Origin of the sequence: Corynebacterium spheniscorum (assembly GCF_900113445.1) — a bacterium.
GTDB lineage: Bacteria > Actinomycetota > Actinomycetes > Mycobacteriales > Mycobacteriaceae > Corynebacterium > Corynebacterium spheniscorum.
Window position 1 is genome coordinate 77,640 of sequence record NZ_FOPJ01000002.1, and the last position, 19,713, is coordinate 97,352.

Genomic DNA, 19,713 nt, shown 5'->3' on the forward strand with positions numbered 1-19,713 from the left:
AAGAATATCCTTCATGCAGCACAACCCCGCTAGCACAGCCGGCAGCACCCCACGCTTCTACATTGGCGTTGACTTGGTGCACGTGCCCAGCTTCAGCGAGCAACTACACCAAGTAGGAAGCCGCTTTGCTAGCGGGGTTTTCTCTGCGCTAGAAACCCGCGTCGCCAAGACCAAACCCGAAACCCAACGCCCGGCACATCTTGCTGGCCGCTGGGCCGCCAAAGAAGCCTTCATCAAAGCCTGGAGTCAAGCCCTCTATGGTCGCGCCCCCATCATCGCGCCGGAAGAACTCGACTGGTCTGAAATTGAAATCCGCCCTGATGCCCATGGCCGCATCCAATTAGGTTTACGCGGGCGCGTCCACCGGGCACTCAAAGAATGCTTCGGCCCCAACCTGCCGCAACCACAATTAAGTATTAGCCATGATGGCGACTACGCCATCGCCCAATGCCTCCTCCAACTCCCCGAATAAGGCAAGGCCCAGGCACCGCGCAGCTCCGGAGACCCACGCGTCGCAACACCCTGGGCGCGCACCCAAAGCGCGCGCTCACCCCCCCCCCGAGGGCCCCATGCCAGCCCTAAGAAGCAACCGCAAATAAATAGGCAATCAGCATCCGCTTGGTCTCCTGCACCAAGGAATGAAAATGCTCCGGCTCCGGATCCCGCACCGCATAATTCAGCATCGACGACACCGTGTGCACCAACAACCCTGCCAGCCGGCGCCGCTCCTCGGCATCCAAATGCTTCGCCAAAGGTGCCACCACCTTGGCAATAATCTCAATCATTTCCTGCTCAGTAGCTGCCGCCGTCGCCCGCGTCGCCGGAGTTGACTGCACCGCGTGCCACACCGCACGCCGCGAAGGATCCTCCCACCACAGCCGCGCCAGGTGATCAATAAACTCCTCGAGAATCTCCGGCCACTGCAAAGCCGGCACCTGCACCGAAAACTTCTCTAACTCCGCAACTGCCTCCGCGGTATCCACCCGATCCAATTCACAAATCAGCGCATACTTATTGGCAAAGAATTGGTACAAGGTCCCAATCGGTACCTCCGCGCGGCGCGCCACCTCATCAAAGGTAAAGGACTCAAACCCCAACTCCACCAGAGCTGCCCGCGAGGCAATCAAAATCCGATCAAAACGCTCCTGGCTGCGCTTTTGGGCTGGGCGCCGGCGCGGGAACAGCAACTCCGGTGCCGCATTATGGCTTCCCTCCGGAAGACGCTCAGCGTCCTCAGCGGCATCAGACCCCTTCGCGGCACTAGGTGCCTTCGCATCGCCACGCGATTCGGGCACAGGATGAGAGCGAGCATGACTACTCATAATGAGCTAGCTCTCCTCCTTCCCTTCAGTCCAGCCGCCACAGTCGCAAGCTACAGGCAACAGCCACAGCCACAGGCCTCCCGCAGCAGCGAGTCCCTTAGCAGTACATAGTTTTAACTATTTGTACCCTAAACTTGCCGCCCACGCGCGAGCGCTACATCCACCCACGCGCTGTCGACTAGCCATTAAGTTCCTTGACAATCCGCGCCACATGCCCGGTTGCCCGCACATTATATTTTGCGAGCGAAACTGTATTATCAGCTTCCACCATCAAGGTAGAACGAATCACGCCCTGCACAACCTTGCCGTAATTCTTCTTCTCCCCAAACGCACCCCACGCGCTCATCACTTCCTTCTCCGGATCACTCAATAACCTAAAGGTCAGCCCATGATCTTTCCGGAATTTCGCCAACTTCTCCGGCTTATCTGGCGAAATCCCGACAACTTCCACCCCCAAATCATTCAACACCCCCAAATTATCTCGGAAGTCACAGGCCTCCTTCGTGCACCCCGGCGTATTCGCCCGCGGATAGAAATACACCAAAACCCGCTGCCCCTGCGCCGTAAGCTCATATAAACTCACGCGCTCGCCACGGTCATCCACCAACGCAAAATCCGGGGCAACATCGCCCACCTTCAAACGATTCTCATCACTCATGGCAACGACTTTAGCGCCCCACAGAATTCTTTTGCTTTCCTCGAGACCCGCGGGCTGGGCGTGTGAGCGCCCGCTGATCCCCGTGTTGGTCCTGGGGCTGGGGTCTGCCTCGCCCCCAATGTCCCACCGGCGCGAGAAAGTGTGGAACAATCGGAAGCAGCAAAAACCTAGCGAAGAATGAAAGTGGGAGTTAAACCCGTGGCACGAAAGATCGATGATATTCAGCGCGACATCGAGCGCACCCGTCGCCAATTGGCGAGCACCCTCGACGAACTCGCAGACCGCAGCCGCCCCGAAAACGTGGTCAATGACGCCAAGCAAACCGCTACCGCTAAGCTCCGCGACCCGCAGATCCAGAAGATCCTGCTCGGCGTCGGCGCTGTCATTGTTGGCGGCATCGTTATCTCCGTGCTGCGTTCCCGCAAGCGCAGCAATGATATTAAGGAACTCCAAAAGCTCCTGGCCGGCCGCGTCTAAGTACCGGACCTTAAGCTTCTTCCTACACGCGTAGTCACAACACACCGCCCCGCGGGGGCGCAGTGTGTCCTGGCTGCGCGTTTCTTTATGCAGAAAGTGGCGGGGGTAGCAAAGCGGGGTTAGTGCGGTTGTGGGAGTTCTAACAACCACCACAAAAGAGGGGAAGAAAAGAACTACCTTAAACCCTATGAACCCTGGACTTCTTCTTGCCGCAGATGAAGTAACAACCACCGCGGGCCCAGGGCAGCTCGTTTTAGCTGCTTGCGTGGGCATCGCCGTGATTGTGCTTCTTATCGTATGGGCGCATTTACACCCCTTCCTATCGCTTATGGTGGGCTCCGCGGTGCTGGCACTAAGTGCTGGCATTGCCCTCCCACAGGCTTTCACCGCTTTCTCCAAGGGCCTTGGCGCCACCGTGGGGAGCGTGGGCGTGCTCATTGCCCTAGGCGCCGCGATCGGCGCCTTATTGGTGAAATCCGGTGCCGCGGATGCCATCGTTGATGGCTTCCTACGCACCACGCCTATCAAGATGCTCCCCTGGGCCATGGCCGCATTGGCCTTCGTTATTGGTATCCCGCTCTTCTTCGAAGTCGGCGTGGTACTACTTCTTCCGGTGATCATGATGGTCGCCTCCCGCGCTAAACGACCAGTCATTGCCCTTGGCATTCCGGCTCTGGCCGGGCTGTCCGCACTGCACGGGTTTGTTCCCCCGCACCCAGGACCGCTCATCGCCATTGATGCCCTTGGTGCGAACCTGGGCCTTACCTTAGGGCTAGGCCTTTTAGCTGCCATCCCGGTGGTGATTGTGGCCGGTCCGCTGTCTGCTGGATTCATGTCGCGATGGGTGCCTATTGATGCACCTAAAACCTTCGTCTCCTCCGACCCGGTACCGGAAGAAGAACGCCCCAGCTTCGGCTTGGGTATCTCGGTGGTGCTTATGCCGGTGGTGCTTATGTTGCTGCGCACCGTGGTGGAAACCACCATTGGGGAAAAAGCTAATTTCTTCGCCACCTTCTTAGTGTTTATCGGCACCCCGCTGGTGGCGCTGTTGCTGACCACTTTCTTCGCGATGTTTACCTTGGGGATGCGCGGTGGGCGCGGTCTTAAGGGTGTCTCCGATATTGTGGGCGGATCTTTTGGGCCCATTGCGGGCATCTTGTTGATTGTGGGTGCTGGCGGTGGCTTCAAAGAAACCCTGGTGGATTCCGGTGTGGCCGATGTGATTGCGCAGTGGATTGAAGGTGCCCCGGTCTCCCCGCTACTTGCAGGTTGGCTCGTAGCGGTATCTATCCGCTTAGCCACTGGTTCTGCCACCGTTGCCACCGTTACCGCAGCCGGCATTATGACCCCCGTAGCCCCCGGTTTGGAACCCACCCACCAAGCACTTCTGGTGCTGGCTATTGGTGCGGGGTCGGTGTTCCTCTCGCACGTTAATGATGCTGGTTTCTGGTTGGTGAAGGAATACTTCGGTATGACTGTTCCCCAAACCTTTAAGACCTGGTCTTTGATGGAAACCATCTTGTCTGTGGTGGGCTTGGCGGTTGTCATGCTCTTTAGCCTGGTGGTTTGAGTAAGCACTAGGTGTATTGCCCGCAAACTCCGGCACCCCGAAGGAACTGAGCGTCGTCTAGCTCAGGCACCTGCAGGGGTGCTTTGTGCGCAGCCCCCCCTTTTCCACCCGATCTCGGGATAAAGCATTGCTTAAGTGTCCTGAACTTGGCGGTAAGTATGACCTTAAACAGTCGTGTGGCGCGGCTTCGTGGGAAGATGGAAGCCATGACGTACCAAAGTGGCATTACCGGATTAGGTGTAACAGATCACGCATATTTTGAGCTGGATTTACTCGTTGATGCTGCAAGCGAAGGGAAAACCAGTATTGGTGCCCTGGCTGCGGCAGCGAACCTGCCTAGTACTTGTGGGGCCAATATTGTGATTGGCGTGCGTCCGGAATTGTGGGCACAGGTCGCTGATCCGCAGGATGTGCCGGAAAATGTGCATGGATTTAATGAACCCATGCAGGGCAAAGATGGTTATTCCATGCCCGCCACCCAGCATGATGCGTGGCTTTATGTGGCATCGAGTTCGCGTTCCCAGTGCTTCGATGTGTCTCATAAAATCCTTGATCACTTAAAGCCCTATTTCAAGGTCGCAGATGAAACTATCGGTTGGGTTTATGAGAAGAATCGTGACCTGACTGGGTTTGAGGATGGTACTGAGAACCCTGGGGCTTTCGAGGCGCCCAGTGTGGTGGCTATTCCGGATGGAAAACCCGGTGCAGGGGCATCTATTTTGTTATTCCAAAAGTGGGTGCACCAAACTCAGGAGTGGGAGTCGCTTTCCACCGAGGAACAAGAAGACGCCATTGGCCGCACCAAGGTTGATAGCGTGGAGCTAGATGATGAAGAAAAGCCAGAATCTTCGCATGTGGCGCGCTCGGTGGTGGAAGTTGATGGCGAAGAATTGGATGTTTATCGCCGCAATGTTGCCTATGGGGATCGTGGTGAACACGGCACCGTATTTGTTGGTTTTACTTTCGACCAGTGGCGCATGAATGAGATGCTGCGCCGAATGGCGGGTGCTGATGGTGGGCCGCGCGATATGCTCACCTACTTCACCACCGCTATTACTGGTAGTTGGTATGTGTGCCCAAGTAATCAAGGTTTGATGAGGATTATGGAGGCCACTGGCCAGCTAGAAGATGAGGATTAACTCCTTGGCTTAACATCTTCATGCATTACCCCTTCCTTGATGGAGGGGGTTTTGTTGTTTTCAGGGGAGGGGAGTGGTGCGGGGTGCGATTATGGCTTCGCTATTGCGATCGAATTTTGGGAGAGGCGTGTTCCGAACCGTTTTTAAGGTGATAAGTGAATCAGCTCAGAAGAGGTGGTTCAGCACCTAATTACCCACACTCACCTAAGACAGAAATGAGTAAGGACATGACCATGAATATGTTGATAAGTCTGCGAGAAAGTGAGCAACTCATGTTGCTACGCGCAGTGCGTATTCATGAGTCCGTTGACCTTGGGTCCTCCGTTGACCTTGGGTCCTCCGCTGGCCTTGGGCCCTCCGCTGCCCTTGGGCATGCTGCCTTTGACGAATGCGTGGTGGCGTCATGAGGGCCATCATTGTGGATGCTGCGACGGGGAAACCCCTGTGGCGTTCGAAGGAGTGCGCCTCGCATTGCGGGATTAGCCCCACCACCTGGCGGCGGTATGTGGCGGATCATCGCGCACCTTCGCCGGTGGCGTATTTGGATTGCACGCCGTTGTGGGATCCGGAGGAGGTTCGGGTGTGGCAGGAAAAACGGCCTGGATCTCCGGTGCCGGGCTCCCCGGCGGGCGGGGTGCTGGGGGAGTAACTCTATTGGCGGTGCCGGTGTGGCAGTACCGGGGTGTGCGGCGCTAGGGCTTCTCCTAGGTCCCTGTGGATCCCGGTAGCCTGTACCTGGAAAGCAAAAGTCCCCAGCCGGATCCAGAATTTGGACTAGCTGGGGAGTGATGGTGCGCCATCAGGGACTCGAACCCCGAACCCACTGATTAAGAGTCAGTTGCTCTACCAATTGAGCTAATGGCGCGAAGTTGGAAGCTTCAGAGGCTTGTGGTCCTCAGCGGCTCGCACATTTCTGTGTGGGCCTCGCTGGCAACGAAGAAGAATATAACACCACGGTGGGAGTAAATAAAAACTCCCAGGTCAGAATCTCTTTTCCAGGGGAGGCAGGTATCATGGTTTTTCTTCAATGCTTCGCAGTAGCGAGGACATGGAGAAACTGGAATCCGGATGACACTGCAAAGTTGTGACGGGAATCTAATTCTGCCATGGGTTGCTGGCGCTGTATGACAGTGACCACGGCCGCATGGTGGCTTCGAGGCAACGATTTGATCTCGTTCTGGTTACAACGCTGCCCTGGATGAGAAGTTCTGTACCGAAGCCAACTAGTGTTGAGGTTTCCGATGTCATGACGTGAGGCCCCGAAGGATGATCGCCTCGGCGACGCAGCCTTCCAGGGGTCGAAGTAGTTATGACCAGGAGCCCTTCGTGGAAAATTCTCTCCCATAAGAATCAACCTCAAAGAACAACCCCGTGATCGATACAAGGTCCCGTGACCCGCAGCAGCCACAAAGCTACTGCGCAGCGCGGGCCTACCTGCCTGGTGATCACCATGAACCATGGTGAACCCGGACTGGTAGTGGAAGGTGTAAGTGTGAGCGAACAGGTCGGCAACTTCAGTGCTACTCCTGCAGCCGTAGATGATTCCTGCACACCGGCAGGCATGATGCTTTCTCGACCCTCGCCACGCAAGGCTAATCGCAACTTTCGCGCTGGAATTAAAACCGGGTTGGCTGCACTTTTCGTGATCAGCGGTGTGTCCACCACCTTGAGTGCCTGCACTATTGAGCGCGGTACCGCTCAGGTTGCTGAGGAAGAGACTCAAAGCAGTGCCGCTAAGCCGCCGGAGAAATTAGCGCCGGCGGTGAGCGTCCGTGATGGTGAGACCGGGGTGGATCCCACCGAGAAGATTGTGGTGCGCTCCCAAGGGGACGGCCTTAAATCCGTGGTGATGACCAATGAGAACGGCTATGAGGTGGAATCCAAGCTCAGCGATGATGGTCGCCGTTGGGAAAACGACGAAGTGCTGGGCTATTACCGCACCTATACCTTAAAAGCCACGGATAAAAACGGTAAGACCACTGAGCTGACCTTTAGTACCCAAACCCCGAATGGCACAGCAGCGGTAGCGCTTTCTCCTTTAGAAGGCGCCACTGTGGGCGTTGGGCAAACCATCTCGATGCGTTTTGGCTACCCGATTGCCGACCGCGAAGCAGCCCAAGATGCCATTGAAGTGATCACCGATCCGCCAGTAGATGGTGCCTTTTATTGGCTGAATAATTATGAGGTGCGCTGGCGTCCGAAGAATTTTTGGGCAGCCGGCACCAAGGTCACCGTGAAAGCCAAGATTTATGGCAAGGATCTGGGCAATGGCATTTATGGTGAAGCCGATAATGAAACTTCCTTCACCATCGGTGATGATGTGCGCGCCATTGTGGATGATCGCACCCACATGATGACGGTAAGCCGCAATGGGGAAGTGCTCCGCAGCATCCCGGTGTCTTTAGGTAGCGGTAAATGGCCCACCCCGAATGGCACCTACATTATTGGCGATAAGCACAAGGAACTCATTATGGATTCGGAGACCTATGGTCTTCCACATGATGAGGGCGGCTACCGCGTGAAGGTGAAGTACGCGACCCAGATGTCCTACTCGGGCATCTATGTACACGGCGCACCGTGGTCAGTATGGGCGCAGGGCAACACCAATACTTCTCACGGCTGCGTGAACGTCACCGATGAGATCGCGCAATGGTTCCAAGAAACCGTCAAACCCGGTGATGTGGTGATTGTGCAGCACACCGTCGGCGGTGAATTCAGTGGCTTTGATGGCCTGGGTGATTGGAATATCCCCTGGGGAACTTGGAGCGCTGGTAATGCGCGCGTATCCACAGGCGGCTAAACCAATAGCTAAGAAGTAGAAGGGACCGCAGCGCGGGCGGGGTAGTGGCTTAGGCTGCCAAACGCTGCTGCCCGCGCAAACGCTACCGCAGGGCCACAAGCATCCCCGCGATATAGATCACCGGGGCAGCGATAAAAATTTTTTTAGCCCGGGGGTATCCAATGTAACAACCTCGGGCCATTAGCCCGCTGAGCTGTGGCGTTGCTGAAACTTAGCTGTTATTCTGCAACGCCTTCGTACCCCCTTGAGATCACCGCACCGCCACTAGAACACTGGGCTGCCTAAGAAAAGCAGCCCAGATCTAGTCAAGGAGGGGATCTCACGCTCATGGAAAAATTTTTCTCCCCCATAGGGAGCGCCCGAGGTGGTGCTCAGTCCCGTACCCCAAGCGGTGCACGTACTACTTCGCTCAGCCACAGCCACCGTAGGACTCAATTCCTCACCCGGATTACGGGTGGAAGTGAGGCAAGCGCATGAGCACCCCACACAGCACCGCCACCCGAAAAGAAAACCCGAGCCCGGCAACACCTTCAAAAACAATCATGGCGGCACTGCTACTTTCCGCCATTTTGCCACTCTTGGATTCCAGCATGGTCAATGTTGCGGTCCCCACGATCGGCGAAGAATTTAGGGTCGAAGCAGCACAAGTCCAATTAACGGTCTCTAGTTATATGCTGGCCGCCACCATTGGCATCGCCTTATCCGCTACCGCTACACGTCGCTTAAGTTCGCGGACTACCTGGCTGATTTCAGTCAGTGCCTTTGTGATTGCTTCGCTGTTATGCGGGCTTGCACCGAACTTTATGGCATTGGTTATCTTCCGCGTGGTGCAGGGCTTAGCCTGCGGTTTTATTATGCCGGCGGTGCAATCACTCTTGGTGGACATGGTTGGTCCTGCCGGTATGCGCGCGGCGCTTGCCACCATTGGTCTTCCGGCAGTAGTTGCCCCAGCGTTCGGCCCGCTTTTCGGCGGAGCCATCATTGCCGCAGTGGGCTGGCGATGGATGTTCTTCATCAATATTCCACTGGGATTAGCCGCAATCGCACTAGCGTGGCGCAGCATCCCCACCGCTAACCGAAGCCCCGACCCAGTCGGACCACTGCAAATTTTCAGCGCCAGTATCGGCCTTGCCGCACTGCTATGGGCAGTCAGCGCACATAATCCCTGGTGGGCGCTAGCAGCGTTGGCGGCACTGCTGATCTATATCCGCCTTGATCTCCGCGCGGACCATCCACTTTTAGGTATGCGCCTTTATGCCAACCAAGCTTTTAGCGCAGTCATGGGTTTATGCCTGGTAATCGGGGCAGTATTCTATGGCACCTTGCTGGCAACGGTGCTGCAAATTGAGGAATGGTTCGAAGCAGACCCCATCAAAGTCGGACTATTGCTAGCCATCCAAGGCGCTGGTGCGTGGCTCTCTCGATCCCTAGTAAAAGGGCCACTAGCTAAGGTCCCTGCGATTCCAATTATCGGTGGTGGGCTCATTGCCATTGGTGTTGGCACCGCGATTCTGGCACTCCCCGCAGCGCATCCGCTTGGCCCCACATTATTAATAGGTCACCTGATCCGTGGCTTGGGTGCTGGTGCTGGCACGGTGGTTGCCTTAGCTGCGGCGTTTGAAGTAGCACCCCAAGCTGAGGCTGCCTCTGCTAGCGCGCATACCCGGGTGATGCTGCAACTTGGTGGGGCACTAGGCGCAGCTGGAGTTGGTGCCTGGAGTGCTAGCGCAGCGGGGCTTGCCATATTGATCGCTTCAGGAAGTTTCCTCATTGGGATCGTCACACTAATTTTGTTTCAATTCTCCAAGCGCTAATTCGCATATGAGGTAGTTCCCGCTATGACAAATCAGGCAGCCTTCGGACGTCGACTACGCCACGCCCGCAAAGACCGTGGATTAAGCCAACGCGACCTTTGTCATGGCATCTGCTCCAACGCGACCTTAAGCCGATGGGAATCTGGGCAATCCCAACCCACGGTGCAACAAATAGAAGTGCTAGCCAAAAGATTAGGTATCGCCCCAGAGGTACTTTCTGGCAACCGGTTTGAAAGCCGCCTAGCGATGTCCGAGACCGCCTTGCCGAGATTGCTTCATGCAGTCCTAAGTAAAAACCCGCAGTTAGAAGACCAAGAAACCGTGGCGAATGAACCAGTAGTGGGTTGGGTGGAATTGCTGCGGGCTAGTATCCACGCCGCGGATCCATGGGCTGTAGGGAACCCAGATTATGCGGAAGCTCTGCTCACTCATCCCGTGAGCATAAGGAGTACCGAAACCCTCCAGGCAGCAGTACTTGTGCAAGCCCAAGCCGGCCTATGCCGGGAGGTCAACCACAGTTCTTTAAGTGCTCTGGCCCAGGCCCTACCCAGCACCACCGCAGCGCCAGAGTCTTTAAGTACCCGCGCTTTGGAAGCACTGGCATTTTGCACTGGTGCGTATCTCGGGCCGGTCGCGGCCCGCAAAGTTTTAGCGGCACATCCGCAGATCCCCTGGACCCCGGCGGTGCAAGTACTGGCCAAACGCCTCGGCCTACCCACCCGCATCCCCGCGGAACCGCAGGATATTCGCGATGCGATTTTTAAAACACTGGCCCGCGGAGCTTCAGGTACCTCGGCAATGGAAATGGCGCTGAACACTGACGTGTTAAGCGCCGATTGGGTGCCAGTATTTAAAAAGGTGCCGCAGCCGCTGCGGCGAGCCCACAGTGATGCTCGGCCAGCAGTGCCGGCGCCACCCCCTCACGCCGATTGGTAAAACCCGACTGGTAAATCCGCAGCGACTGCTAAAACCTAGCAACTGCTAAGGCTCCAGCGAATCCTAGAACCTTAAGCCCTGTTCTAAGCGTTCACCTTCTCAACTGTGGCTTCTTCGCGCCCTGCTTGAGCCTGGGCTTGAGCCTTCGGAGTTGCCACGCCAGCGAAAGCCCCAGAGCGCAGCAATTGGTTGCGGAATAAGGTGATACCGGCCCACAAGGTGACGAGGAAGATCGCCACAATCACGGCAATCAGCACGTAGTAGGTGGTAGAGAATTTCTCGATCATGCCATTGGCAACCAGGCCAACGTGCAGGGCGAACATGGACACAACCGAGAGGCCCACACCGGGGCAGACCAGGGTGAATGCTGCCGGGGAGGCAGTCTCCCGGCCCCAGAGGAATTGTTTGTAGAAACCATTGGCGCGCATCACCAGGTGGCCCAACCCAAGGAAGGTCATTTGGAACATGATGGAGGCAGCCAAGAGCACCAGCACGGCAATCGAGGACTTCGGATGAGTAGCGCCATCATAGGCAGGGGAGTAGGTCTCTAAGGTTTGGTAGCCGTGGCGCAAACGCAGTGCGGTGATCGTCAGCAGCGTGGAGATCGGCACCGCCAACCACAAGGTAGCGGAGTTCGGAAGCGACAGCCCATAGCGCAGCATGCTCATCACACCAAGCGGTAGGAACACCACAAAGAGCAGCACCGTAATGGAACCGAAGAAGAGCGAGCCGAGCATCGCCAAGAGCACAATGGTCTTATTGCTAGAAATCGCAGCGGGTGCGGCAAAACCAACGGTGATCATGGCGAACGCAAAGGTCGAAAGCAGCTGGTTCAGGCCACCATTGGCCTTGAAGTCAAAGCCCGCGGCAATCACGCGCTTTAAGTAGGTGGACATAATCACCAGCGCCAGCACGCCAACTGAGCCATAGAGCACCAAAGCCAGCGGCATGAGATTTTCAATCACACCCCACAAGCCCGGCACCAAAGCCATGCCGGCTACGAACATGCCATTAACGGTCATGCCCAAGGTCAGCGGAATGGCCATGAGGGTTACTTCCGCGTTGGTGGCCTTCAAAGTGCGATAGGCCTCGGTTTTACGGAAAGCGGAGAATTCCCGCAGGTTCCATGCCAAGAGGAAAAGGTGCACGGCGAACATGATCACCATGCCCACATAGCCAATGGCGATGGCGTATTTCATGAAGGCCCCACCACTTGCCCAAGCGTCCTGGATGGACTCGAAGGTGGGCATCGGGGTATCAGGGTGCGGGGTGATGTGCATGAATGCCATGAAGAAGAATACGGACATTCCGCCAAAGCCAAGGGCGGCCAGGAAATATAGTGGCGAATACTTCTCGCCCAGGTCGCGAATCATGGTTAATGACGCTCGCTTTCATCTCTCAAGGTGAAACCCCAGGAAAAATACCCCCCGGGGTATAGCTTCTGAACCTTAGAACAGTGCTCATCCAAAGACCATTCCCTCAGATACCCATGGGGGTACCCACGAAGTCATACCATTGACCACGCACCCAAGGCCCACGCACCTTCACTTCGCGTACCCTCGATCACGGGGTATGGGCAGCCCACCAGGAATACCTCCCACCCCGAGACTTACCCCCAGACTCACCTAAAAACTCAACACAAAGGAGCACTTCTGTGCACTGGACCGTCCTGATCCTCTCTGGTTTATTCGAGGGAGTGTGGGCGATCGCGCTAGACCGTTCCGAAGGCTTCAGCCGCCTCTGGCCCTCCCTGATCTTCTTCGCCGCACTTACCATCAGTATGGGTGGACTTGCCTGGGCCCTAAGAGGCCTTCCCGTGGGAACCGCCTATGCCGCCTGGGTCGCAGTCGGCGTGATTGTGGCGCTGGTGTATTCCCTGGTTACCGGGGAAGAAGCCTTCTCCTGGGCGAAGATGCTCTTTATCGCCATGATCATTGGTGGGGTAGTGGGGCTGAAAGCATTGAGCTAAATATTATCGCCCCGGGCACCCCAAGCGCCCTGCACCCAGAGCCCACCCCCACCCGCACAACAGATTGACCCCCAACCTCATGTTTCAAAGGTTGGGGGTCAATTACTAGGGGTGGCTGACGGGGCTCGAACCCGCGACACCCAGGATCACAACCTGGTGCTCTACCAGCTGAACTACAGCCACCATTACTGCCGAAGGATTGCTTCGCTCAGCAGCAAAGGAAACTATAGCCGAGCCCGCACGGAATGCAAAAATCCCGCGAGCTCCTCTAGAAAAACTCCTGGTAGCGGGCGATTGCGCCCTTAGCGGCGGCGTCGCAATCCTCGGAGCTTGGCCCCGGGTCCGCCACGATCATGGCGCGGCGGTAATACTCCAATTCCCGAATGGATTCCACAATGTCGGCTAATGCGCGGTGCGCCATTCCCTTTTCCGGCTGCTTAAAATACACCCGCGGGAACCAGCGGCGCGCCAATTCCTTAATCGAGGACACATCCACCATGCGATAATGCAAAGCCGCATCCAAACGCGGCATATATTCGCGAATAAACATCCGATCCGTACCAATCGAATTACCCGCCAAAGGCGCAGGATGCTCCGGATCGCAATGGGTGGCAATTAACTCCAGCACCGCATTTTCGGCTTCCTCCAAGCTAATCGTGGAGGCTTTAATTTCCTCGGTTAATCCGCTGGAATCGTGCATATTCTGGACAAAGTCATCCATCTTCGCCAGCTCTTCATCACTGGCATGCACCACTAAATCTACGCCCTCGCCAATCACATTCAGATCGGCGTCGGTGACTATCGCAGCAATTTCCACAATGGTGTGTTCATGGATATCCAGACCGGTCATTTCCAGATCGATCCACACTAAACGATCATTCTTCGCCGCTACTTCTTCGCTCACTTTGTGCTCCTTATTCCAACTCTTTTAATGGTGTGCTTTCTTCGAGATCCTTCGGCCCACGGCTCGCATGCATCGCACCCCCGGTGATGCTCAGCGCCGAGGGTATGCCACGCCGCATTCTTTTTTACGCGCCTAGCCCGAGGATCTCGGGTAAAGCACAGGGGCCAAAAAGGGGGTGTTTATTGCCCCATCTTGCGATAAAACCAACCCATGACCGGCGATAACACCGCAGTAGGCGCCACTTGGGACACCGCATTCATCGCTTTACCTAAGGGGCCGGGCACCACGCGGCGCTTATTCTTGCGCATGGCGGTTAAAGTTTCGGCGGAACAGGATTCATAGGTGGTCCACAACATATCTGGAACGACCTTATCCACAATGGATTGTTCTTCTTCCGGAACAATGGCTTCGCGCACCGGGCCAGGGGCCAGCAAAGTGCAATGCACACCGGTTTTCTTCAACTCATAATGCAGGGCCTCGGTAAAGGCATTAACCCCAGCTTTGGTGAACACATAGGTGGCGTTATTAGGGATCGGCATATTGCCGGCCGCGGAACCTACATTGCATAATGCGCCCTCACCGCGCGCCACCATTTGTGGCAATACCTTATGGGTGATGCGGAAAACTGCGGTGGCATTGAGGTCGAATTGTTGGGTTTCATAATCCCAATCCTGCTTGAGGAAGGGGCCGAAGCTAGCAATACCGGCGGAGTTAATGACGATGCTGCATTCCTTTTCATCGAGTAACTCCAGCAGGCGATCCACCTCCTCAGCTTTCGCTAAATCGCAGGCAAAGGGGATCACCTTAATGCCTAAACCAGCATGGGTGTTTTCCAGCTCTGCGGCGAAATCTTTCAAGATATTTTCTCGCCGGGCCACAATGATCAAGTTATAGCCCTCGGCAGCTAAATCGCGGGCCATAGCCATGCCAATGCCTTGGCTAGCGCCAGTAATCAGTGCGTACGTGTCCGGGGAGGCGTGAGGAAAACCCATGGTGGAAGCAACAATGCCTTTCGCTTTTTGGGGTGTCGTGCTCTTCAGAGTACCTGCTTGAACTCAAGCGCAGGCGGGTTGGTAGGCAGCCGGAAGCTCCATGCCGCGCTCTTTCATCACCTGCCGAAGCAAAGTGGGGAAGTCCGTGATGAGCCCATCGACACCCCAATCCATCAGCCGATTCATCCGCGCGGCATCATTAACCGTCCAGGGCAGCACAATAAGGCCCAGGTCACGGGCACGCTGGATATACCTCGGGCCGCTGATCAGCTGGTGATCCGGGGAGACATAATCAGCACCTAGATCCGCAATCGCCTGGAGCACATCCGGGCCAAACTTCGCAGGGGCAATCCAGGGGGTGCCCTCGAACCACGTGGAGGCATCATAAAGCGCGGCGGTGGGCATGGTGGGGAAGCGCTTTTTTACCAGCGGTAGGGAACGCCAATCAAAGCTTTGGATAATCACGCGGTCTTCAACCCCGGCGGTTTCCACCGCATCTAAAATGGCATCCACGAATTCCTGGGGGCTTGCGGAACGCTCTGGGGTATCGGCCTCGATCTTGGTTTCAATATTGAACAGCACCCGGGAGTTATAGGAGGCACACAGCGTAAACACCTCCGGGAGGGTAGCCATGCGGTTTTTCGGCGGAATTTCTTGATCCGGGAAGGCCTCAAGCTTCACATCGCAGGCGAGGGTGCGCAGCTGTTTTAAGGTGAGCTCATGAACATCGCGGCCCACATAATTCCCGGTGGTGTCGCGGCATTTCTCAGCCTGGATTTCCGGGTCGTGCCACACCATGGGCACCCCATCTTTGGAGAGCACAATGTCGAGCTCTAAGGTGCTGACCCCGAGTTCTAGAGACTTTTGAAAAGCCAGAAGGGATTCCTCATAGGTTTCCCCGCGGCCGCCGCGGTGGGATTGGAGATCAAAGTCCGGGAAGATCATGATGTTCTAGGTGTTCCTTATATAAGGCGAGGCCATGTAGGCCGGGTGCGTTGCAGGCGAGTGCATTGCAGGCGGGCCATGTAGGCCGAGTGCGTTGAAGCCGAGTGCGGAAAAGAAAAGCGACGCATGCGCACAAAACGAAGCTCTTAAAGCAAAGCTTGTGGAGCAAAGCTTGTGCGGTGCATGCGTCGCCTTCTAGCGAGAGGTGTGTATTACTCGCCCTTGATCTTCGACATGGCGGTCTTCTTGGCCTTCTCGAGGGCCTCCGGGTTGGACTCGAAGTACTTATAACCCAAGAAACCAGCGCCACCGATCAGGGCAATCGGGGCGAGTAGGGCGGTAATCAGCTTGAAGACCAGGCCGATCAGCCAGCCGATGAGCCTAAAGGGGAGAGTCAGAATCTTCATCATGGTTGAGGTGCCTTAGGGCCTTTCTTAAACAGACAACAATTCATGCCACAGCCCCTGCACAGTTCCGTTGGCAGGGCAGCCACGTGAGCAGGGCAGTGGGGCATCTGTCTTTAAGGGTACCGCGTTCTTAAGAGCGATAAACCGGCTTGCCACCCAACCAGGTCTCTAGCACCTGAATCTTCGAGATCTCATCTTCGGGAACTTCCAGCGGATCATCGGCGAGGATCACCAGATCCGCGAACTTCCCAGGGCTTAGTGACCCAACTTCATGCTCAGAGAAAATCTGCCATGCTGCATCAATGGTTTCCGCACGCAGCGCCGCCATCCGGCTAGTGCGCTGCTCTGGGCCTAAAATTTTTCCACTCGGGGCGCGCCGGGTTACGGCTGCTTCAATATTGCCCAGGGGGAATTCCGGGGTAACCGGCGGATCATTATGCAAGGAGAAAGGCATGCCCACTTCTTCTGCGGTACCGGCCGGGGTCCATAGGTTGGCGCGTTCCCCGAAGAGTTCTAGGAGCACATCGCCGTAGTACTGGATATGGGCCACGAAGAAGGAGATTGCCACACCGAGCTTGTGGGCGCGGCGAACCTGGTCTGGGGTGATGGTGCCGCAATGCTCCATGCGCAGGCGACCATCAGTGCGGCCGAATTCTTCTTGGATCTCTTCAAACACATCCAAGACCATGTCCACGGCAATATCGCCGTGCACGTGGCAAGCCATTTGCCAGCCATTGGCGAAGTGTTCGCGGCAGATGCTGCTGAGCTGATCGCGGGTGTAATTCGAGCAACCCTTATGGCCCGGCTCAATACCAATAGAGCGGGTGGCTTCGGAGTCTTCATAGCCGAAGCTGGTCTCAATATTGCCTACCCAGGGCGAACCGTCGGTCCACACCTTCATGCCGACCTGGCGGAAGATCTCCGGATCACAGGCCGCTGCTTGGGCTTCCTCAACGGGTGGGACATTCTCACGGAGCCCGGACATCTCGTAGGCGCGCATCCGCACAATGGCTTTGCCAGCGCCGACGTACTTTTCCATCATGGCGTAGTTATCGGGGTGGAAAGCGAGATCACCAGTGGTGGTAACTCCCACCTTGCTAATGCGGTTGAGCTCATGGTCGAGGAATTCGTCGAAGCGATCTTCGGTGACTTCCATGGCCGGTCCCATCAGGATCATCGAAGCTGGGATCTCTAGGGCTTCGCCGGTGGGGTTGCCTTGATCATCGCGAATATATTCCGAGGCTCCGGGGTTGGCGGTTGCCTTATTAATACCTAGGCGTTTTAAGGCAGCATCATTGGCCCAGGACTTGTGCGCGGAATAGTGCATCACCGAAAGCGGAACGGTGGGGGATAGCTCGGTGAGGAAAGCCCCGGAGATCTCCGGAAGGTCGGGCAGTAGAAGTGGATCCCAACCGAAGGCGGTCACCCAGGCATCGGGATCTCCGCTGGCTTCGGCTTCTGCAACGCCTTCGCGTAGCGCTGCGAGTACACCTTCGGCGCTATGACGGATGGCGGCACGAATATCAATGGAATCGGGGCCGATGAAGGCCATCTCGGAGGTGGGGTGTCCGTGGGCTTCGACGAAACCAGGTAGCAGAACTTTGCCGCTTAGATCAACGACCTCAGTGTTTTCATCCGCGAGTGCTTCGATTTCAGCGCGGGTGCCTACAGCCAGGATCTTATTGTTTTCGAGGGCGATGGCTTCGGCGTTGGGGTGTTGATCATCCATGGTGTGGATGCGCCGGGCGTTAAGGAAAATAGTGGTGGCAGCCATGGTGAGGGGAGAGTTCCTTTCTGAGCGAGCGGGGTCTTAAGCGACTTCGGCTTTGTCGGCGTTGCGAGGGCGCATCAACAGGTAGATGAGCACAGTGGCAAAGAGGAAGAAGAGGGCTTGAAGGCCCAGGCCCATGGAGTAGGCGTGCGTGGTGAGTTCGGGGCCATCCATGAAGATGGCAGCTAGCGGACCAGCGAGGGCGAAGCCCAACCCGAAACCGAATTGGCCAACCGCGGGTTTTACAGCACCCACTGCGCCAAGCTTGTCCTGCGGGGCGGAGCCCATAATCACTGCAGATTGGGGGTTTTGCATCCACATGACGGCGAAGCCAACGACGATCATGCTGATAAGCGGCAGCACAATATCGTGCGGGTCGCGCAGGAGCATTTGCAGCGCCAGACCAGCCCCGCAGAGCAGCAGCCCAGAGGTGAACATGCCGCGGTTACTAATCCCGAAGCGAGTTTGGGCGGCACCTGCAGCTAGCGCGCCAATGATCATGCCGACATAGAGCACCGCCACAATGACCGATACCGTGGCGGCGGGCACGCCATGCGGGATAGCAAGTGCGGGGTATTGACCAAGCAAGGTGGCATCCGCCCAGTTGAACAGCACTCCACCTAAGCAAGCAGCCATAAAGGCCGGAATTTTGAAGAGCTCCACCGGGAAGGCGGGGGTAGGGGTGTGCATCTCCCAGCGGGCGAAGACCCCTAGGATGATGGCGGCCAGGATCAAGCCACCCCACACCAAGGGGTGGGACCAGCCCAGTACAGAGGCACGGCCAATGGAATAGACCAGGCACACCATGCCGATGGCAGCCAGGATGACACCCGGGGTGTCAAACTTGCCGACCTGCAGGGCGCGGTTTTCCGGCAGCACCACGGCCGCAACCAGGGTCATGATCAGACAGAGCGCGCCGACCACCAGGTAGGTGAAACGCCAACCGAAAAGACCTTGGATGGTTCCGGATACTGCGGTGGCGCACACAATCAAGGTGGCGCCGGTGCCGAAGAACATGCCGAAGGCTTTGGGGAGGTGCCGTGGTTGGTGCAGGGTCGGCAGGAAAGCCAGGCACATGGCGAAGGACATGGCGGTGGCAATGCCGGTGACCGCACGCCCCAACGCGAACGTCCACGCATTCATCGATAGCGCAGTGATCAGCGAACCAAGCGCCATTCCGGTGGTACCGATGAGAAGGCCCTTCCGGCGACCGAGGCGATCACCAATCGAGCCGACACCGAGCATGCTGGCAGAAAGCAAGATGGTGCCTAGGGACTTGAGGAAGGAAGCAGTTGAGGGACTCATCCCGAGTGCTTGCGCGGCCGCTGGCATAGCCACGGAATGCAAGGAAGGGTCCACGCCCTGGAGGCCACTGGTCACGGCAACGCACATGGTGGCAACGAGGACAGGATTTTTGAAGCGCCCGTGGTGTGCCTTCCACTCCTGGGGAGTGGGGGTATCGGGCAGGGTAGGGCTCATTGCAGAGCGCGACTTTTGAAGAGGAGTGGTCATATACGATCCTGGAGAATTCTGGGTTAAGGACCTCCACAGGTCGCCTGATTCGGCCTTAGTGGGTGCTAATCGTATATCACTTTCTATGTGGCAGCTCACATCGAATGCAAGATTGTGCGCCAGCTTATGTGAGAAATTACCCCCAGAAAATTAACCCCGTCAGGCTTGGATGCTTGTTTGGTATTACTAAGGAAAGTGACTTTCGCTTAGCGTCGCTAGCTGCCGAGCCAGGGTACACGGCGCTATGCAACCGCCGAAAAAAATCCCCCGGCCACCCCAATAGACCCCATCAATGAATAAAGCCCGCCAGGCTGTCACCTGACGGACTTCACTTATTACCCATCAACAACCCCCGGGGAAAGCACGGAAATAGGTTTTACCTTCATCCGACACAGCACGCACAACAGCACGCGCGTGTGCTGCCTAACCAATTCTCCCGGACCCAGGTCGCATCAGTACGTGCCTCTGCGACATTGCTATCTTGCGCTTCCCAGGAA

Annotated in this window: 19 protein-coding genes and 2 tRNA genes; 10 read left to right on the top strand and 11 right to left on the bottom strand. The window is 56.6% G+C overall.

Annotation, left to right across the window (positions count from 1 at the left end):
- Positions 1-13 precede the first annotated feature (13 nt).
- On the top strand, positions 14-472 hold the full coding sequence (gene acpS, locus BMZ01_RS01920) for a holo-ACP synthase AcpS (RefSeq protein ID WP_092283896.1): 459 nt from the start codon (positions 14-16) through the stop codon (positions 470-472).
- A 106-nt stretch (positions 473-578) separates the two neighbouring features.
- On the opposite strand, the gene BMZ01_RS01925 is transcribed toward acpS, so the two are convergent.
- Positions 579-1,322: a TetR/AcrR family transcriptional regulator gene (locus tag BMZ01_RS01925; protein WP_092283898.1), complete on the bottom strand. Its 744-nt coding sequence runs from the start codon at positions 1,320-1,322 to the stop codon at positions 579-581.
- 178 nt (positions 1,323-1,500) lie between these two features.
- Entirely contained in the window at positions 1,501-1,980 is a 480-nt protein-coding gene (gene bcp / locus BMZ01_RS01930) for a thioredoxin-dependent thiol peroxidase (protein ID WP_092283900.1), read from the bottom strand.
- 198 nt (positions 1,981-2,178) lie between these two features.
- Here bcp and BMZ01_RS01935 point away from each other — a divergent pair, with 198 nt between their 5' ends.
- The 5 genes from BMZ01_RS01935 to BMZ01_RS01955 all read left to right on the top strand — a co-directional run bounded on the left by BMZ01_RS01935 (position 2,179) and on the right by BMZ01_RS01955 (position 5,815).
- Entirely contained in the window at positions 2,179-2,457 is a 279-nt protein-coding gene (locus BMZ01_RS01935; RefSeq protein WP_092284210.1) for a DUF3618 domain-containing protein, read from the top strand.
- Between the two features lie 187 nt (positions 2,458-2,644).
- On the top strand, positions 2,645-4,027 hold the full coding sequence (locus BMZ01_RS01940) for a GntT/GntP/DsdX family permease (protein WP_092283902.1): 1,383 nt from the start codon (positions 2,645-2,647) through the stop codon (positions 4,025-4,027).
- A gap of 206 nt (positions 4,028-4,233) precedes the next feature.
- Complete coding sequence (locus BMZ01_RS01945) at positions 4,234-5,166, top strand: Dyp-type peroxidase (protein ID WP_092284212.1); 933 nt, start codon at positions 4,234-4,236, stop codon at positions 5,164-5,166.
- A 233-nt stretch (positions 5,167-5,399) separates the two neighbouring features.
- Positions 5,400-5,573, top strand: a complete 174-nt coding sequence (locus tag BMZ01_RS11095; RefSeq protein WP_177180016.1) for a hypothetical protein — start codon at positions 5,400-5,402, stop codon at positions 5,571-5,573.
- Complete coding sequence (locus BMZ01_RS01955) at positions 5,570-5,815, top strand: helix-turn-helix transcriptional regulator (RefSeq protein ID WP_092283906.1); 246 nt, start codon at positions 5,570-5,572, stop codon at positions 5,813-5,815. Before BMZ01_RS11095 ends, BMZ01_RS01955 begins: the two co-directional genes overlap by 4 nt.
- 140 nt (positions 5,816-5,955) lie before the next feature.
- Here BMZ01_RS01955 and BMZ01_RS01960 read toward each other — a convergent pair.
- Positions 5,956-6,031 (bottom strand) — tRNA-Lys (locus tag BMZ01_RS01960).
- Positions 6,032-6,730: 699 nt separating this feature from the next.
- Between BMZ01_RS01960 and BMZ01_RS01965 the strand changes: the two genes are divergently transcribed.
- The 3 genes from BMZ01_RS01965 to BMZ01_RS01975 all read left to right on the top strand — a co-directional run bounded on the left by BMZ01_RS01965 (position 6,731) and on the right by BMZ01_RS01975 (position 10,716).
- Positions 6,731-7,966, top strand: coding sequence for a L,D-transpeptidase (locus BMZ01_RS01965; protein WP_092284214.1), 1,236 nt, complete (start codon positions 6,731-6,733; stop codon positions 7,964-7,966).
- 473 nt (positions 7,967-8,439) lie between these two features.
- Positions 8,440-9,780, top strand: coding sequence for an MFS transporter (locus tag BMZ01_RS01970; RefSeq protein WP_092283908.1), 1,341 nt, complete (start codon positions 8,440-8,442; stop codon positions 9,778-9,780).
- Between the two features lie 24 nt (positions 9,781-9,804).
- Positions 9,805-10,716 carry a helix-turn-helix domain-containing protein gene (locus BMZ01_RS01975; RefSeq protein WP_092283910.1) on the top strand — a complete coding sequence of 304 codons (912 nt, stop codon included), beginning with the start codon at positions 9,805-9,807 and terminating at the stop codon, positions 10,714-10,716.
- Positions 10,717-10,799: 83 nt separating this feature from the next.
- Here BMZ01_RS01975 and BMZ01_RS01980 read toward each other — a convergent pair whose 3' ends face one another.
- Positions 10,800-12,089 carry a TsoY family (seleno)protein gene (locus BMZ01_RS01980; RefSeq protein ID WP_092283912.1) on the bottom strand — a complete coding sequence of 430 codons (1,290 nt, stop codon included), beginning with the start codon at positions 12,087-12,089 and terminating at the stop codon, positions 10,800-10,802.
- A 281-nt stretch (positions 12,090-12,370) separates the two neighbouring features.
- Here BMZ01_RS01980 and BMZ01_RS01985 point away from each other — a divergent pair, with 281 nt between their 5' ends.
- Positions 12,371-12,685, top strand: coding sequence for a DMT family transporter (locus tag BMZ01_RS01985; protein ID WP_092283914.1), 315 nt, complete (start codon positions 12,371-12,373; stop codon positions 12,683-12,685).
- Between the two features lie 110 nt (positions 12,686-12,795).
- Here BMZ01_RS01985 and BMZ01_RS01990 read toward each other — a convergent pair.
- From BMZ01_RS01990 to BMZ01_RS02020, 7 genes are all read right to left on the bottom strand, one after another.
- A tRNA-His gene (locus tag BMZ01_RS01990) sits at positions 12,796-12,868 on the bottom strand.
- A gap of 85 nt (positions 12,869-12,953) precedes the next feature.
- Positions 12,954-13,589 (bottom strand): oligoribonuclease, encoded by a 636-nt coding sequence (gene orn / locus BMZ01_RS01995; RefSeq protein WP_223845991.1) that lies wholly within the window; start codon positions 13,587-13,589, stop codon positions 12,954-12,956.
- 179 nt (positions 13,590-13,768) lie between these two features.
- Complete coding sequence (gene cmrA / locus BMZ01_RS02000) at positions 13,769-14,581, bottom strand: mycolate reductase (protein WP_092283916.1); 813 nt, start codon at positions 14,579-14,581, stop codon at positions 13,769-13,771.
- A 63-nt stretch (positions 14,582-14,644) separates the two neighbouring features.
- The gene (locus BMZ01_RS02005) at positions 14,645-15,526 is read right to left on the bottom strand and encodes a glycerophosphodiester phosphodiesterase (protein WP_092283918.1); all 882 of its coding nucleotides are present in this window, start codon (positions 15,524-15,526) and stop codon (positions 14,645-14,647) included.
- Between the two features lie 212 nt (positions 15,527-15,738).
- A complete protein-coding gene (locus tag BMZ01_RS02010; RefSeq protein WP_092283920.1) occupies positions 15,739-15,936 on the bottom strand; it encodes a hypothetical protein in 198 nt (65 codons plus the stop codon).
- Positions 15,937-16,063: 127 nt separating this feature from the next.
- Complete coding sequence (locus BMZ01_RS02015) at positions 16,064-17,707, bottom strand: amidohydrolase (RefSeq protein ID WP_092283922.1); 1,644 nt, start codon at positions 17,705-17,707, stop codon at positions 16,064-16,066.
- 36 nt (positions 17,708-17,743) lie between these two features.
- Positions 17,744-19,216, bottom strand: a complete 1,473-nt coding sequence (locus BMZ01_RS02020; RefSeq protein ID WP_092283924.1) for an MFS transporter — start codon at positions 19,214-19,216, stop codon at positions 17,744-17,746.
- Positions 19,217-19,713 lie beyond the last annotated feature (497 nt).